At 60.6% G+C, this 14,887-nt stretch carries 14 protein-coding genes; 8 read left to right on the top strand and 6 right to left on the bottom strand.

The features are described from left to right. The first annotated feature begins 59 nt into the window (after positions 1–59). From AC2FNB_RS03090 to AC2FNB_RS03075, 4 genes are read left to right on the top strand one after another with little or no spacing between them, the layout of a single operon-like run. Positions 60–1,223 (top strand): M20 aminoacylase family protein, encoded by a 1,164-nt coding sequence (locus AC2FNB_RS03090; RefSeq protein WP_496744397.1) that lies wholly within the window; start codon positions 60–62, stop codon positions 1,221–1,223. A 52-nt stretch (positions 1,224–1,275) separates the two neighbouring features. Then, the gene (gene speB / locus AC2FNB_RS03085) at positions 1,276–2,238 is read left to right on the top strand and encodes an agmatinase (protein WP_496744395.1); all 963 of its coding nucleotides are present in this window, start codon (positions 1,276–1,278) and stop codon (positions 2,236–2,238) included. Then, entirely contained in the window at positions 2,235–3,182 is a 948-nt protein-coding gene (gene speB / locus AC2FNB_RS03080; RefSeq protein ID WP_496744393.1) for an agmatinase, read from the top strand. The genes speB (AC2FNB_RS03085) and speB (AC2FNB_RS03080) overlap by 4 nt, the downstream gene beginning before the upstream one ends. A 14-nt stretch (positions 3,183–3,196) precedes the next feature. Beyond that, the gene (locus tag AC2FNB_RS03075; protein ID WP_480750514.1) at positions 3,197–3,598 is read left to right on the top strand and encodes a DUF1499 domain-containing protein; all 402 of its coding nucleotides are present in this window, start codon (positions 3,197–3,199) and stop codon (positions 3,596–3,598) included. Here AC2FNB_RS03075 and AC2FNB_RS03070 read toward each other — a convergent pair. Continuing rightward, entirely contained in the window at positions 3,539–3,826 is a 288-nt protein-coding gene (locus AC2FNB_RS03070; protein ID WP_480750515.1) for a hypothetical protein, read from the bottom strand. The two genes, AC2FNB_RS03075 and AC2FNB_RS03070, sit on opposite strands and share 60 nt — an antisense overlap. A gap of 62 nt (positions 3,827–3,888) precedes the next feature. Between AC2FNB_RS03070 and prfA the strand changes: the two genes are divergently transcribed. The 4 genes from prfA to AC2FNB_RS03050 all read left to right on the top strand — a co-directional run bounded on the left by prfA (position 3,889) and on the right by AC2FNB_RS03050 (position 8,405). Continuing rightward, on the top strand, positions 3,889–4,944 hold the full coding sequence (gene prfA, locus AC2FNB_RS03065; RefSeq protein ID WP_496744455.1) for a peptide chain release factor 1: 1,056 nt from the start codon (positions 3,889–3,891) through the stop codon (positions 4,942–4,944). A 26-nt stretch (positions 4,945–4,970) separates the two neighbouring features. Next, positions 4,971–5,786 (top strand): peptide chain release factor N(5)-glutamine methyltransferase, encoded by an 816-nt coding sequence (gene prmC / locus AC2FNB_RS03060; protein ID WP_496744453.1) that lies wholly within the window; start codon positions 4,971–4,973, stop codon positions 5,784–5,786. A 240-nt stretch (positions 5,787–6,026) separates the two neighbouring features. After that, on the top strand, positions 6,027–6,638 hold the full coding sequence (locus AC2FNB_RS03055) for a DUF4167 domain-containing protein (protein WP_496744451.1): 612 nt from the start codon (positions 6,027–6,029) through the stop codon (positions 6,636–6,638). A gap of 189 nt (positions 6,639–6,827) precedes the next feature. Next, positions 6,828–8,405 carry a trimethylamine methyltransferase family protein gene (locus AC2FNB_RS03050; protein ID WP_496744391.1) on the top strand — a complete coding sequence of 526 codons (1,578 nt, stop codon included), beginning with the start codon at positions 6,828–6,830 and terminating at the stop codon, positions 8,403–8,405. A 2-nt stretch (positions 8,406–8,407) separates the two neighbouring features. Here AC2FNB_RS03050 and rsmA read toward each other — a convergent pair whose 3' ends face one another. The 5 genes from rsmA to lptG form a co-directional block, all read right to left on the bottom strand. Then, positions 8,408–9,247, bottom strand: a complete 840-nt coding sequence (rsmA, locus tag AC2FNB_RS03045; RefSeq protein ID WP_496744389.1) for a 16S rRNA (adenine(1518)-N(6)/adenine(1519)-N(6))-dimethyltransferase RsmA — start codon at positions 9,245–9,247, stop codon at positions 8,408–8,410. A gap of 84 nt (positions 9,248–9,331) precedes the next feature. Next, on the bottom strand, positions 9,332–10,297 hold the full coding sequence (gene pdxA / locus AC2FNB_RS03040) for a 4-hydroxythreonine-4-phosphate dehydrogenase PdxA (RefSeq protein ID WP_496744388.1): 966 nt from the start codon (positions 10,295–10,297) through the stop codon (positions 9,332–9,334). Continuing rightward, complete coding sequence (locus AC2FNB_RS03035; protein WP_496744386.1) at positions 10,294–11,544, bottom strand: peptidylprolyl isomerase; 1,251 nt, start codon at positions 11,542–11,544, stop codon at positions 10,294–10,296. Before AC2FNB_RS03035 ends, pdxA begins: the two co-directional genes overlap by 4 nt. Beyond that, positions 11,535–13,700 carry an LPS-assembly protein LptD gene (locus AC2FNB_RS03030; RefSeq protein ID WP_480750520.1) on the bottom strand — a complete coding sequence of 722 codons (2,166 nt, stop codon included), beginning with the start codon at positions 13,698–13,700 and terminating at the stop codon, positions 11,535–11,537. Before AC2FNB_RS03030 ends, AC2FNB_RS03035 begins: the two co-directional genes overlap by 10 nt. After that, positions 13,700–14,800, bottom strand: a complete 1,101-nt coding sequence (gene lptG / locus AC2FNB_RS03025) for an LPS export ABC transporter permease LptG (protein ID WP_496744384.1) — start codon at positions 14,798–14,800, stop codon at positions 13,700–13,702. The genes AC2FNB_RS03030 and lptG overlap by 1 nt, the downstream gene beginning before the upstream one ends. Between the last annotated feature and the right edge of the window lie 87 nt (positions 14,801–14,887).

Here is a 14,887-nt window from a genome sequence, read left to right as displayed (position 1 = left end):
CCCTTCGTTCCAGTGTCAGATGCATCCATCTCGCAGCTTGGATCAGGAGTCCACCCTTTATGCCTGTCGTGAACCGTATTGCAGAGTTTGCCGCTGACATGGCCGAATGGCGCAGGTACCTGCACGCCAACCCGGAACTGGGATTGGATTGCCATGAAACGGCGGCGTTCGTAGTCGAGCGTTTGCGCGAGTTTGGAGTGGACGAAATCCATGAAGGCATTGCGCGCACCGGGGTGGTGGCAATCATCAACGGGACCGAGCCGGGGCCGACCATTGGGCTGCGCGCCGATATGGATGCGCTGCCGATCATCGAGGAGACAGGGCTGGACTATGCCTCGAAAACCTCCGGCAAGATGCATGCCTGTGGTCATGACGGGCACACGGCTATGCTTTTGGGGGCCGCACGTTATCTGGCTGAGACGCGCAGGTTCTCAGGTCGTGCCGCACTGATCTTTCAGCCAGCCGAAGAGGCGGGAGGTGGTGCGGGTGTGATGGTCGATGAAGGCATCATGGACCGGTTCGACATTTCCGAGGTCTATGCTTTGCATAACGCGCCCGGAAACGAGGTCGGGTCATTCTATACCACACCCGGCCCGATCATGGCGGCCGTTGACACTTTTCACATCCATGTCAAGGGCAGGGGCGGGCACGGTGCGATGCCGCACGAGACCCGCGACCCGGTGATGGCGGCCTGCGGCATCGCTCAGGCGATACAGACGATCGTGAGTCGCAACAATTATGCACTGGACGATCTGGTGGTTTCGGTCACACAGATCCACACGGGCACCGTTGATAACGTGATCCCAGAGACCGCCTATATCAACGGCACCGTACGGACTTTTGACCCGAAAGTGCAGAAGATGGTGATGGAGCGGATGGCGCAGATCGTGCAGGGGCAGGCGGTCAGCTATGGGGTCGAGGCCGAGCTGGACTATGAAGTGGGTTACCCCGCGACCATCAACGATGAGGACAAGACATTGTTTGCCGCTGAAATCGCGCGCGAGATTGCCGGTTACGGGCGCGTAGTATCGCATGGCGAGCGTGAGATGGGGGCCGAGGATTTCTCCTACATGCTTCAGGCTCGGCCTGGGGCGTATCTGTTCCTGGGGCAGGGTGACAGCGCAGGCCTGCATCATCCGAAATACAACTTCAACGACGAGATCGCGCCGGTGGGTGCGTCTTTCTTTGCGAGGATCGTGGAGAGGGCGCTGCCGGTGGCTTGACGTTTTCGCGCATCACCATCCTACCGGGAACCAAGGCAAGGACCAGCAATCAATGGCACTGGAAGATTCAAAAACTCAGGTGGATGAAGCGTTCACCAATCCGGAACTCAAGGGGTTGTCTTTTGAAAACACGTTTGGCGGGGCGACATCGTTCCTGCGGCGACTTTACACCAAGAACCTGAAAGGGGTCGATATTGCCGTCACCGGCATCCCGTTCGACCAGGCGGTGACCAACCGGCCCGGTACACGGCTAGGGCCGCGCGCCATTCGCGAGGCGAGTTCGCTGCAATCGCCCGATGAACCCTATGGCTGGCCGTTCAATGCGCTGAGCGAGCTGGCCATCGTGGACTATGGCGACATGGCTTATGACTATGCCAATATCCCGGCCTTTCCCGACACTCTGACCGATCATATCCGAACCATTCTGGCGGCGGATGTGGCCTCTGTCGCGCTTGGGGGGGATCACTATATCAGCTTTCCGATCCTAAAAGCATACGCGGAAAAATTTGGCCCGATGTCATTGCTGCAATTCGATGCGCATACCGACACCTGGGCCGACGATGACATGAACCGGGTGGATCATGGCACCATGTTCTACAAGGCGGTGAAATCGGGGATCGTGGACCCCACGCGCTCGGTTCAGGTGGGGATACGCACCACCAACGAGGACACGCTGGGCGTCAATATCATCGATGCCCGCGAGGTCTATGAGGCCGGACCTGCGGCTGTGGCACAGAAGATCAAGGGTATTCTGGGCGACAATCCGGTTTATCTGAGCTTCGATATCGACGGGCTGGACCCGGCCTATGCCCCCGGCACCGGTACGCCGGTCTGGGGCGGGTTGAGTTCGATACAGGCGCAGATCATCCTGCGCGACATTGCCGGGATCAACATCAAGGGCGGGGATGTGGTCGAGGTCTCGCCGCCATATGACACCTCGGGCGCGACGGCGATTGCGGGTGCGCATATCGCGACGCAAATCATCTGCCTGCTGGGGTGGAACAAGTTGAGATGAGCACGTTCAACCAACCGATCAGCGGTAACGATCTGGCGCGGTTTTCCGGGCCAAATACCTTCATGCGATTGCCGCAGGTGGCATCGCCTGAGGGATTGGATGTGGCAGTGCTGGGGGTGCCGATGGATATCGGTACCTCGTGGCGGTCGGGCACTCGGTTCGGACCGAAACAGATCCGGGCCGAAAGCGCGATGATCAGGCCCTATAATATGGCGACCGGGGCTGCGCCCTTTGGCAGTCTGCAGATCGCCGATATCGGGGATCTTGCGATCAACACGTTTTCGCTGGCCGAGAGCCTGAAGATCATCAAGACAAGCTATGACGGCATCCTTGCCAGCGGCGTGATACCGGTGGCGATGGGGGGTGATCATTCGATCACATTGCCGATCCTGCGCGCGATTGCCGCCAGGCACGGGCCAGTGGCGCTGGTGCATGTGGATGCCCATGCGGATGTGAATGACGAGATGTTCGGCGAGCGCGAGACCCACGGCACTGTGTTCCGCCGCGCATATGAGGAAGGTCTGATCGTGCCCGAGTTGACCTATCAGATAGGCATTCGCGGTTCGGGATATGCAGCCAGCGATTTCACCGAGGTGCAGGGGTGGGGCTTCAACCATTTCCCGGCGTGGGAATTGTGGCACCAGAGCCTTGCGCCCCTTGGCTCGCGGATCCGCGATGAGATCGGTGATCGACCGGTCTATGTCACCTATGACATCGACAGCCTCGATCCGGCCTATGCGCCCGGCACCGGCACACCCGAGATCGGCGGGCTGACGACGCCGCAGGCGCTGGAGCTGATCCATGCGCTGAAGGGGCTGAACATCGTCGGCTGCGACCTGGTTGAGGTGTCGCCGCCCTATGATCCGTCGGGGAATACCGCGTTGACCGGGGCCAACTTGCTGTATGAGCTGATCTGCATCCTGCCCGGTGTGGCCTCGCGCTAGTCATGAGACTGAGGATGGTGGTATTCTGGCTGGTGGCGGCTGTGATGGTTGCAGGATTCGGATATATCCGTCTTGCCCCGTCCGACCCGGCACAGTGGCACGTGGAGCCGGTAGGGGATGTGGACCGGACGTTCAAGGCGGGGGTGTTGCGGGTCGTCGAAACCGGGCCGGATGGACTGTCGCGTCTGGATGCCATTGCGCGGGCGACGCCGCGCACAGGCGTATTGATCGGGTCCGTGGAGGAGGGGATGGTAACTTACATCACTCGCACCCGAGTGTTCGGATTTCCGGATTACACAACCGTGCAGCAGGATGGCGACACTTTGCGCATTCATGCGCGGCTGCGGTTCGGGGGCTCAGATCTTGGGGTAAACCAGAAGCGGGTTGAAGAATGGCTTGGGCGGTTGCAACCCTGACGACAAACACCCCTCCTGCACTTCGCGCCACATTGGTACGTTCAGCGACATCTGGCATTGCGCCATGAACATGCGGCCATCCACCTGCAGGCAAATCATCTCGCCCAGTTCGACCCGGCTGCCCTTGCTGTCGGTGCAATAGCAATCCTGCACCTTGCCGCCGGGTCCGACGACATCGGCCCATGCGGGCGTGGCCAGCAGGCCAATCAGGATCAGCAAACGTTTCATGTCCCGAGTTTAGCACGGCTTGGGCTCTTGACCAGAGGCCTGGGATGATAGACACCGCCGCAATGGTCCCAGAAGAACGCCTTGAACAGATTACGCAGCGATTCCAGTATCTCGAAGCCGCCATGTCGGATGGCGCCTCGGGCGGGAATATCGCTGTTCTCGCCAAGGAGTATTCCGATCTGAAACCGGTGGTAGAGCAGATCATGGCGTGGCGGCAGCTGGTGAATGACTTGGCCGAGGCCGAGTCGATATTGGCGGACCCGGACATGAAGGATCTGGCCGAGGAGGAAATTTCAGTTCTTCAAGCACGTATTCCCGAGGCCGAACATGCGTTGCAATTGGCGCTTTTGCCCAAGGACGAGGCCGATGTTCGGCCTGCGATACTAGAGATCAGGCCAGGAACCGGAGGGGATGAGGCGGCGCTGTTTGCCGGTGATCTGTTGCGAATGTACCAGCGATATGCCGAGGCACGGGGTTGGAGGCTCGAGATCATCGAAGAGCACGAGACCGAACTGGGCGGCATCAAGGAAGTGGTGGCCCATATCAAGGGCGACAACGTCTTTGCGCGGCTCAAGTACGAATCCGGCGTGCATCGGGTGCAGCGGGTGCCCGAGACGGAAAGCGGTGGGCGTATCCATACTTCGGCGGCTACGGTGGCGGTGTTGCCCGAGGCCGAGGATGTGGACATCCAGATCGACGCGAACGACATCCGCATCGACACCATGCGCAGTTCTGGTGCGGGCGGTCAGCATGTGAACACTACCGATTCGGCGGTACGGATCACGCACTTGCCGACCGGCATCGTGGTGACAAGTTCTGAGAAATCGCAACACCGCAACCGCGAGATCGCGATGCAGGTGCTCAAAACGCGACTGTACGATCTGGAGCGTCAGCGCATAGACAGCGAACGCTCAGCCAACCGCGCCAGCCAGGTGGGGTCAGGCGACCGGTCGGAGCGCATCCGGACCTACAACTTTCCGCAGGGTCGGATGACCGATCACCGGATCAACCTGACGCTCTACAAACTGGATCAGGTGATGCAGGGCGATCTGGATGAGGTGATCGACGCGTTGACCGCCGACGATCAGGCGCGGCTTTTGGCGGAGATGGCGCAGTGACCGGCTTACAGACAGCGGCGCAGGCCATGGTGGCTGCTACCGCGCGGTTGCGGGCGGCGGGCGTGGCCGATCCGGCGCGCGACGCGCGGCTTTTGCTGGCCCATGCGGCGCGGATTGAAGCGAGCCGGGTAACGCTGATTGCCCCTGACGAACTGTCGCCGGAAATATCGGACCGCTACGAGCAGTTGATCTCGCTGCGGGCCATCCGGGTACCGGTGTCGCATCTGCTGGGCGAGCGGGATTTCTACGGCCGTCGGTTCAAGGTCAGCCGTGATGTGCTGGACCCGCGTCCGGAAACCGAGACATTGGTCGAGGTGGCTCTCAGCGAGCCGTTCGACCGGGTATTGGATCTGGGGGTCGGGTCGGGCTGCATTTTGGTGACGCTGTTGGCCGAACGGCCAAGCGCCATGGGCGTGGGCGTCGATGTGAGCGAAGCCGCTTGCCTGCAGGCCAGTGCCAACGCAGTGATGCACCGTGTGCAGGATCGGGCGGGCATTATTCAATCCGATTGGTTCGGGCGCGTCGGCGGGACGTTCGACTTGATCGTGTCTAATCCGCCTTATATCGCCCTGGATGAGATGGAAGGCCTGTCGGCAGAAGTGCGCGAGCATGAACCACGCCTTGCCCTGACCGACGAGGGCGACGGGTTGGGCGCCTATCGGCGGATCGCTGCGGGCGCGCCGGATTACCTGTTGCCCGGTGGACGGATTTTAGTAGAGATCGGCCCGACACAAGCGCGGCAGGTGAGCACCCTGTTCGATGCAGCCGGGCTGGCGGATATCCGCGCCATTCCGGATCTCGATGGCCGAGATCGTGTGATTTCGGCCCGTTCGCCGATCTAGATGTGGCAAAAAGGGCCGAAAAACGCTTGTTGGGATAAAAAAGCCGCGAAATTCGCCGATCCCCTCTTGTCTGTGCCGTCAGGACGTGTTTACTCAGGGATGTCGATGAGGTTGACGCTTTCTCAGCTCGCCTCCGACAATAAGCCCAAAAAAGTCGACTTCTCGTCACATCAAAAGGCCTCGGAAAGGCATAAGTTACGGGTTGATCGGCAGCGAAGTACAAGGCTGACGTTAGATAAAATGAGATCTTCCAAATCCCGCTCGCGGGCGAAGAATAACCGCAACCGTCCTACTGGCGGTAATGTTGTCAATCGGGTGTTCGACAGTTCCGGACCCGAAGGAAAAGTGCGTGGTACGCCGCAGCAGATCATCGACAAGTACAACCAGTTGGCCCGTGATGCGCAACTGGGTAATGACCGGGTTGCGGCCGAGAATTTCCAGCAGCACGCCGAGCACTATCTGCGTATGTTGGGCGAAGCCCAGCGCGAGATCGATGCGCGTCGCGAGGAGCAGGAGCGGCAGAACCGCGAGCGGCAGGCCGAGCGCGACCGCGAACGCGCCGAGCGTCAGGAGCGCGAGGCCGCGACACAACAAGCGGATCCGGCACAGACACCGCAGCCAGATGTTCTGGACTTGAGCGAGACCGGCGCGAGTGAGGACCATGGTCTGGTCGAAACGCCGGAGAGCAAGCCGAGGGCGAAAAGAGCCGAGAAAGCGGAAGCGGGGGAAGAACCCAAGCCCAAAAAGGCGCCGCGTCGCCCACGCGCAAAGAAACAGCCTGAAGAGGTCGCAACGTCCGAGTCGGGTCAGCCTTCGCCAAACGATGGTGGGCCGGCTGAAGCCGCAGAATAATTCGATCTGTCAGGATTGGAAGAGCGCCGTTCCGGTTGCGGGGCGGCGCCTTTCTTTTACCGTGATGTCAGCGGGCAATTGACTGATGCGTTCGACATTCCTAATCTCGCGCAGCTCAAGTCGGCAGGCAGTGAGCTTAATCGGTGTGTGCCATAACGCCCTGGAACTTCCATTTTTCGGGATCAAGTTATGGAAACAGATATCAGAACCCCCACCCGTCGTAACCGCCGTCGGTCTACCCCTGCGCCTGAAATCAAGGCACCCGGCGCCTTTCAGCTATCGCCTGCCTCCCTGGCCGGGACGCGATTCGGTTTTCTGAGCGATGCTGAGATCGAGGTGATGCGCGCCCGCAGCCTCGACCTGCTTGCGGATTATGGCGTGGTCGTCATCCACCCCAAAGCGCGCGAGGCACTGTTGGCCGCAGGTGCGACGCAAGGCCGGGATGCCGACCGGTTGCGCTTTCCCCGCGAACTGGTCGAGGAGGCGTTGACCGCCGCGCCTCGCGCGTTCACGCTGGCCGGAAAGACCCGCGAACTGGACCTGCCCATTCCGCGTGCCGATGGCGGGTTCATTATGCGCACTGGCACCGGCGCGCACGGTTATGTCGATCCCCGAGATGCGCGCTATCGCAATCTGGACCTCCAGGCAGTGCGTGAGATGGCTGCTGTGGCAAGCGGCCTTGATCAGGTCGGCTTCATCGCCCATCCTTTTGTGCATGGCGTGCCCGAGGTGACTTCGGACGTACATTCCTTTGCCGAGATGGTGTCGCACACCAACAAACATTGCTGGATGCAACCCTATGGCAAGGAGAACATCGAGTTCCTGCTGAAGGTGGCGGCAATTGCTGCAGGGGGTGAGGACACGCTGCGCAGGTATCCGATCACCTCGGTGATCACCTGTTCCTTTTCGCCACTGGAATTCAAGTACATGGATACCGAAGTGATCCTGCAGGCTGGTGCTTTGGGCTTGCCGCTGCATGCCTGTTCCCTGCCTTCGGCGGGGGGAACGGCACCCCTGACCTCGGCGGGGCTGGTGCTGATGGCGGCTGCCGAGGTCCTGTCGATGCTGACGGTGGCGCATGTTTTGGTTCCAGGAACGCCGGTCATCGCGGTGCCGCTGATGTTCACATTGGATATGCGGACCGGCTCGGCGCTGCAATCCTGCCCTGAGTCGATTCAGGCCGCTTCGATGGCGGTTCAGTTGATGCGGTATGGGTTCGACCTGCCGACACATACCTATGGATCGGGGTCGGACACGCCGGATGCGGATCATCAATCGATGGCGGAACGAGCGCTGATCACGCAAACGGTCGCAACCTCTGGGGCCGATATTCTGGGCGGCGTCGGACAACTGGAGTGTGCCACCGTGTTCAGCCCGGTTCAGGCCGTTCTGGATGACGAGATTGGGGCGATGGTGCGACGGTTCATGCAGCCGGTCGAGATTAACGCGGAAAGCCTGAACTGGGACGAGATGCTGAAGGTGCGCGCAGGTGGCCATTTCCTGGATAGTACCCACACACTGGCGCTGTGCCGGGATCAGCATCAACCGGATGTCTTCTTGCGGCAGGGGCGCGACGATTACGAGAAATCGGGCCGCCGCACCGCGTTCGAGGTGGCCCGCGACAAGGCGCTGGCCGCGATCGGTTCAACCCCAGAAGGCGGCGTGTTGAGCGAGGAGCAGCGACGCGAAATCGCCGAAGTGGTCGAAGCGGCGGACCGGTTCATCGTGGATGCGGTGCATCACGGCGGCGGAACGCAGGTGATCTGAGGCTATTTCGCGATTTCCCGTGCCAGTGCGCAGAACGCCTCAATCGAGACCTGTTCTGCGCGTTCGGTAGGTTGGATGCCCGCTGCCAATAAACGATCTTCGATATCAGGGGCGGCGCCCTTGAGCGAGGCGCGCAGCATCTTGCGGCGCTGGTTAAAGGCTGCGGCGACGACGCGCGACAGTGTGGCGGCATCGGCGGGAAAGCGCGGTTCGGGCAGGGCGGTCAGATGCACCACCGCGCTTGAGACCTTGGGCGGTGGCGTGAAGGCACCGGGGGGTAGGGACATTGCGATGCGCGCCTCGGATCGCCATTGGGCAAGGATGGCCAAGCGGCCATAGGCCTTGCCTCCGGGCTGGGCGACAATGCGCTCGGCCACTTCGCGTTGGAACATCAGGGTCAGGCTCTGCCAGAAGGGCGGCCATTCCGGAGGGGTCAACCAACGCACCAGTAGTTCGGTGCCGATATTGTAGGGCAGGTTGGCAGTGATGCGGATTGGCGGGGTCAGGTGTTGCAGCGGATCGATTTCGAGCGCGTCGCCATTGATGATGTCGAGGCGATCCGGATAAACAGTGGCGATCTCGTTGAGTGCGGCAATGCAGCGGGTGTCTTTTTCGACCGCAACCACCTTGCGCGCGCCCTCAGAAAGCAGCCCGCGGGTCAGGCCACCCGGGCCGGGCCCGATTTCCAGCACGTCGCAGTCGGTCAGGTTTCCAGCCTGACGCGCGATCTTGGCGGTGAGGTTCAGATCAAGCAGAAAGTTTTGGCCCAGCGATTTGCGGGCCGACAGTTGGTGCTTGGCGATAACTTCGCGCAGCGGGGGGAGGGGGTCGATTGCACTCATGATCCGGTTACCGTGGCGCGGAATGGAGGGGATGCGCCAGAGAATTCTTGCCTGCGGCGGGGATATTTCCAGCCACGTGAAGGATCAAGGTTTTTGTGCCATGCGTTGGGCAAGTTTCAGGGCTTCGATCAAGCTGGAGGGGGTGGCAATGCCCTGTCCTGCGATATCGAAGGCGGTACCATGATCGGGAGAGGTGCGGATGAAAGGCAGGCCAAGCGTGACGTTCACACCGCGGTCGAAATCGAGCGTCTTGATCGGGATCAGGGCCTGATCGTGGTACATGGCGATGGCCGCGTCATAACGCGCCCGCGCGGCGGCGTGGAACATCGTGTCGGCCGGGTGCGGCCCTGTCAGGGTCATATCTTCCGATTGCATTTCGGCAATCAGTGGCGCGATCCAGTCCAGCTCCTCGCGCCCCATGGCACCGCTTTCACCAGCATGGGGGTTGAGACCCGCCACTGCAATACGGGGATGCGCGATTCCGAACTGGGTTCGCAACCCCTGGGCCGTGATAGCGATGGTGTCACGCAGCAGATCGGCGGTCAGGCGAGTAGGAACATCTGCCAGAGCGATGTGGATCGTCGCCGGAACAACACGGAGCTGGTCGCTGGCCAGCATCATCACCACGCGGTCGCGGGCCGCGAGGGCGGCGAGAAATTCGGTATGACCGGGATAGGCAAACCCGGCCCCGTCGATCAGTGCCTTCTTGTGAATTGGCGCCGTGCAGAGAGCAGTTGCCGCACCGGATAAAACCAGAGAGACCGCCCTTTCGATGGCGGAAATCACGCCTGAGGCGTTGGCCGGTTCCGGCTGGCCGGGGCGTGCCGGGGCCGCAAAAGGCAGGGTCAGCACCGGCAGCGCCGTGGCGCAGGCGCTTGCGGTCTCGGCGGGATCGGAGATTTCGGCGACCGGTGTGCCGGTGGGTAGGTGCGACGGATCGCCGATCCAGAAGAACGGGCAGGTATCGCGTAACCGGTCCCAGGCCTTGGCGGCAATCTCGGGGCCTATGCCCGAAGGTTCGCCGCAGCTCAGGGCAATCGGCGCGCTCATTGTTCGATGATATGGGCGTCGGCGCGCAACTGCTCCAGCAGGCTGTCGGCAAAGGCTTGCAGACGTTGTTGCGCCAGCGCGTTTGCCACATCCTGACGCGAGACGTCCGCGCCAAAATCCTGCACACGGTTGCACAGCATTAGGAAGATCAGCGTCTGCCCGTTGTTGCGGGTCAGCGCAGTAGAGCTTTCGCCGGGATCGAGACGAGCCAGTTCCAGCGCGATGTCGCGCGGGATTTCGGAGGGACTCGCCGAAACGCGGTCAAGCACCTCGGACGGTTGACCCAGCGCCTTGGCGTAGAGGTCATCGCAGGTATCTATGCTCTCGCGAAGCTCGGCCGCAGTCTGGAGGGTTTCGGGGCTGCGTCCGCCCGCCAGATAGTAGGCGGCATAGTCGATCTTGGCGTAGTTCGGCGTTCCGCTGGCGGCCTCGCGGATGCCGCGCATCTGGAACAGGGCGATGGCGTTGGGTAGCGTAACCGGCTCTGTGATGTCGCCGGGATTGAGCGCCAGAATCACGGGCTGTAACGCCGGCGGAAGGTTGTTGAGAGGCAGCCAGTCGAGCCGCCCGCCATTGTTGCGCGTGTCGGATGCGGAATATTGCGTGGCGGCAGTGGAAAAGGCGTCGTAGTTGTCAAGCTGCGAAATCTGCAGCGCCAGATCCTCGGCTTGGGCGAGGGTCTGCTGATTGACCGGGATGATGATTTCCGACAGCAGGACCTGCAGGCCACCGGTGCTGGAATTTCCCATTGCGCGGTCGATCTCGTCGTCGGAGGGGCGTGCACGGGAGATGTAGCGTGCGCTGATATAGTCGCGCCATTCCAGCTGATTCTTGATAAAATCACGGACGGTTTCAGGAGCGATGCCCTGATCGCCCAGAAGTTTCAAAAATTCCTCTGAGGACAACTGCCCGCGTGAAGCAAACTCGTCGATCCCAACCTGAACATCTTCGGGTGCAATCTCGATCCCGGCGTCCTCGATAGCCTGGCGCCGAAGCCTGTCGTCTATCAGGGTTTTGCGAACCTCCTCCTCGGACGATCCAGGAATACCCAAAAGCTCCATGAACCGCATCCTCTGGTCCAACTCGTACCAGGTCACCACGTCCTGATTGACCTTGATGGCGGGGGCGAACAGGCTTTGCGCGGAGGTGTCTCCAGGTAGCAGCACGGCGGCTGAGACCAGCGCCGGGATCATTGATTTCAGCCAGCGCATCAGTGGTCGTGTCGGAATACTCGTATTCAAGTGCATGTTCGCCTGTATGTCTTGTTCCCGCCTTCAACCGCGTAACCAGTCAGGGCAACGGTAAACCCGAAATCGGTCGTGGGCTCAATACTCGATGTTTCGGTAAAGCGCCGCCTGACGGAGAAGTTAACGGTTACGCATTCGTTCTGATAGGCCAATCCGAACCCGGCGTTGATTGCGCGCGAGTCGTTGATGTCATACCGGATTTCGGCACGGGTGGTCCAGTTCTGGGACAGAATGTAGCGACCATTGAGCCAGACCTCGGAAATTGCCTGATCTCGGTCTTCCTGCGGGTCGCGCCCCAGCCAGACATATGTTCCGGTCAATCCCCCGCGATCCGCCCGCCAGTCGCCCCGCAGTTCCACTTTGTCAAAGTTGAACTGGCCGTTCAGCAGACCACGGGCGGTCAGGGACCAGCCGTTGTCGGATCTGATCTGACCGGCCATGAGTAAATCGGACGTGACGCCATCCAGACCGGAGGTTTTGGAAAAACGAGGATCGGCGGGGTCGCGGAACACGCCGCCGAGTGTTGCGTAGGTCTGCCATCCGCGCGGGTCATACATTGCCCAGTTCAAGCCGAGAACGGCGGTGGTTCCGTCCTCGCGCTGGTCATCTGCGGGAAAACGCGACAGCGACAGCAGGTTGCCCTGGTCGAATTCGACGAACTGGCTTTCGTCGTTTGGCACGTCACTGTCCGTGACGTTGGTCCATCCGATTTGGGCGATTGGTTCGAGGGTCTGAGTGACGCCGGAGGCGGTAACCAGAGACATCGGATAACGCAGGGTCAGAGCCGTGCGTGGGGTGATACGGGTCACCTCGCTGGGGAAGGTGCTGTCGTCCCAGATGCGGAACTTGTCTGCTGCTGCGCCGATTTGCCAGTCGGCGCGCAAGCCATTGCGGAATATCCATGACCGGAACCATTCAGCGTCAAACGTCGCGCTGGCCACATCGCGCCCTACGACATCCTCGGTGCTGGTGCGCTGGTGCCCGTGGCCATCAAATGCCAGACGCACCTCACCGCCGATCGCGGCTGGAAAGAAACGCTGTTCGAAATTCACGTCAAAAATGCGCGAAGGGATGTCGTCCTGATTCTCGCTTTCGCGCAGCGTCTTGTAGTGGATGAAGCTCGTGCGAAAGGCTTTGTCGCGTTTGATCTTTTCCAGTGCGATTTCACTGCGCAGGCGGTCAAGATCGGGAAGGCCGTAATCGACAAGATAGGCGTCATCGGATACCGCCTTGAGATCGAAGGTCAGGCGATAGTCGTTCCAGACTGAAAAGGCGCCGCCTGCGAAGAGGTAACCGCGAGCCTCGCCGGGGTACAGATCGTCGTCTGTTTGTGCGCCTTCAATCACGATCCGACCGTTCTTGAAGGCCTGGCGATAACGGTATCCAAGCGTGCGCGTACGTGGCGACAGATATGGCGTCAGCGTCAGGTCCTTATGATCGCCAAGTTTGAAGAAATAAGGAACCTTGATGCCGGTTTCGAGTTGCGATGTCGTGCGGATAGACGGCACCAGAAACCCGGTCGCGCGCTCCAGCGTAGGGTCGGGCAGGCGCAAGGCAGGAAAGTAAAAAACCGGCACGTCGAGAATGCGCAGTTGGGCGTTTTCGAAATATAGCTGCCGTTCAAGCTGGTCATGCGTGATCTTTTGTGCGCGGATCTGCCACAGGGGCGGTTTGCCGTCGTCGCAGACCTGACACGAGGTGGCCGAGGTTTTGTAGAGCTGGGTATACCGCCCGCCAACGCGGGTCATTTGCTGTGCGGCAAGCTGAATCTGTTGTTCGAAAACCAAACGGGCGCCTTGCAGCAGACCGTTCTGCATGCCCTCATCCAGTTCGGCCGCATCCGCCAGAATCGTGATCGAGCCGCCTTGATCAATGCGTATGGGGCCTTCGATCGAAAGCTGGCCGGTGGTGCGGTCGAAGGTGATCTTACGGGCGCGCAGGCGCACCTCGCCTTGATAGGCCTCGACATTGCCTTCGGCGACAAGCTGGCGGTCAGCGGTGATAAAGACCCGATCGGCCACCAGCAAAGCGGGTTGCACCTTGGGTTGTTCGCTCGTCTGGTCGGAAACCGGCCCGCTGCTGGTCTGCGCCTGCGCGTAGTGATACGGACAGATCAGGGACATGCCGGCAACGAATGCCGGAAAGAAGTACCGCATCAGCCGTCCTCCGCGTGCAGGAGCAGGCCGATGGACAGCAGGATCGCGGCAACCGGCGGAGCCCATGCAGCGAGCAGAACCGGAAGCTGGCCGTTCTGTCCCAGTATCTGGGCAAAATTGCGCATGAAATAGAGTGCAAAACCCAACAAAACTGCTGTCAGAACCGAAATGCCGGTACCGCCAAAGCGGACATGGCGCATTGTGAAGACCGCACCAACCAGAACCATAGAAATCAGGAATAGCGGACGTGCCAACTGGGCATGCAGCCACACTTCGTATTGCTTTGTCGAGAAACCGGCCTGACGCAGATCGCGGATCAATTGAGGCAGATCGTACACTGAGATCGTGTCCTGTTGGCCGAGCGTGTCGAGAATGCGGTCTTGCGTCAGCGTGGTTGGGATTTCCAGGCGTTCGTGAACCGCGGCGTTGACCTCGGGGTTGAGTCCCGAAATGAGCGGCCAGGCCTTGGCGTTTTCCAGAACCCATGCCCGGTCGGACAAACGGGCACTATCGGCCACGATCTGGCGAATGGGTATGCCCGCGTTGGAATAGGTCAGAATGGTGACGTCGAGCAGGGTGAATCCGCCCAGCGTCTCGGTTCCCGTAGCGTGAATCACCGATTGCCCTGTTTCTGAACCTTGGCGTAGCCACAGACCTTCGCGGCTGATCGACAGGGCAGAGGCGCCGTCGCTTCGGTACCCTTCGGCGAGGCGCTGATACTTTTCGGCGGTTGCGGCGACGATCGGATTCAGCATGCCCACACTCAGCAGACCGATGACAACGGCGACAAATACCGGTGCGGCCAGGGCTCGAATTCCGGACCTGCCAATGGCACGGGTGACCACCAGTTCCGAGCTGCGTGCCAGTCCGATGAACAGAACGATGGTCGACAGGATCATCAAAAGTGGCAGCATCTCGTTGATGGCGGCTGGTGTGTTCAGAAGGGTGAGCTGTAAAAGCTGTCCGAAGCTCAGCCCGTAATCCTCGAACCGGCGCACCTGCTCGATCATGTCGATCAGCATGATCAGCGTCAGAAACACCATTCCGATAAACAGAAAGCTTTGCACAAAACGGCGTGCGAAATAGCGGTCGAGGATCACTGTGTCTGCTCCGCCGTTCGATTCGACGGAATCGGGGGAAGGAAGCCAGAACAACACATCAAGCGCGACAGCATATGTCTGCTGTAT

The sequence above is a fragment of the Ruegeria sp. BHSB058 genome (assembly GCF_059613285.1).
Note: the sequence above shows the minus strand (reverse complement) of the source record. Positions and strands in the feature narration are given on the sequence as shown.

Bases quoted from the DNA above. Each gene is read 5' to 3' on its own strand.
- speB (WP_496744393.1), top strand. From the start codon at position 2,235: ATGAGCACGTTCAACCAACCGATCAGCGGTAACGATCTGGCGCGGTTT.
- AC2FNB_RS03050 (WP_496744391.1), top strand. From the start codon at position 6,828: ATGGAAACAGATATCAGAACCCCCACCCGTCGTAACCGCCGTCGGTCT.
- AC2FNB_RS03030 (WP_480750520.1), bottom strand. From the start codon at position 13,700: ATGCGGTACTTCTTTCCGGCATTCGTTGCCGGCATGTCCCTGATCTGT.
- prmC (WP_496744453.1), top strand. From the start codon at position 4,971: ATGGTGGCTGCTACCGCGCGGTTGCGGGCGGCGGGCGTGGCCGATCCG.
- rsmA (WP_496744389.1), bottom strand. From the start codon at position 9,247: ATGAGTGCAATCGACCCCCTCCCCCCGCTGCGCGAAGTTATCGCCAAG.
- prfA (WP_496744455.1), top strand. From the start codon at position 3,889: ATGGTCCCAGAAGAACGCCTTGAACAGATTACGCAGCGATTCCAGTAT.
- pdxA (WP_496744388.1), bottom strand. From the start codon at position 10,297: ATGAGCGCGCCGATTGCCCTGAGCTGCGGCGAACCTTCGGGCATAGGC.
- AC2FNB_RS03055 (WP_496744451.1), top strand. From the start codon at position 6,027: ATGAGATCTTCCAAATCCCGCTCGCGGGCGAAGAATAACCGCAACCGT.
- speB (WP_496744395.1), top strand. From the start codon at position 1,276: ATGGCACTGGAAGATTCAAAAACTCAGGTGGATGAAGCGTTCACCAAT.
- AC2FNB_RS03090 (WP_496744397.1), top strand. From the start codon at position 60: ATGCCTGTCGTGAACCGTATTGCAGAGTTTGCCGCTGACATGGCCGAA.
- AC2FNB_RS03035 (WP_496744386.1), bottom strand. From the start codon at position 11,544: ATGCACTTGAATACGAGTATTCCGACACGACCACTGATGCGCTGGCTG.
- AC2FNB_RS03075 (WP_480750514.1), top strand. From the start codon at position 3,197: ATGGTGGTATTCTGGCTGGTGGCGGCTGTGATGGTTGCAGGATTCGGA.
- AC2FNB_RS03070 (WP_480750515.1), bottom strand. From the start codon at position 3,826: ATGAAACGTTTGCTGATCCTGATTGGCCTGCTGGCCACGCCCGCATGG.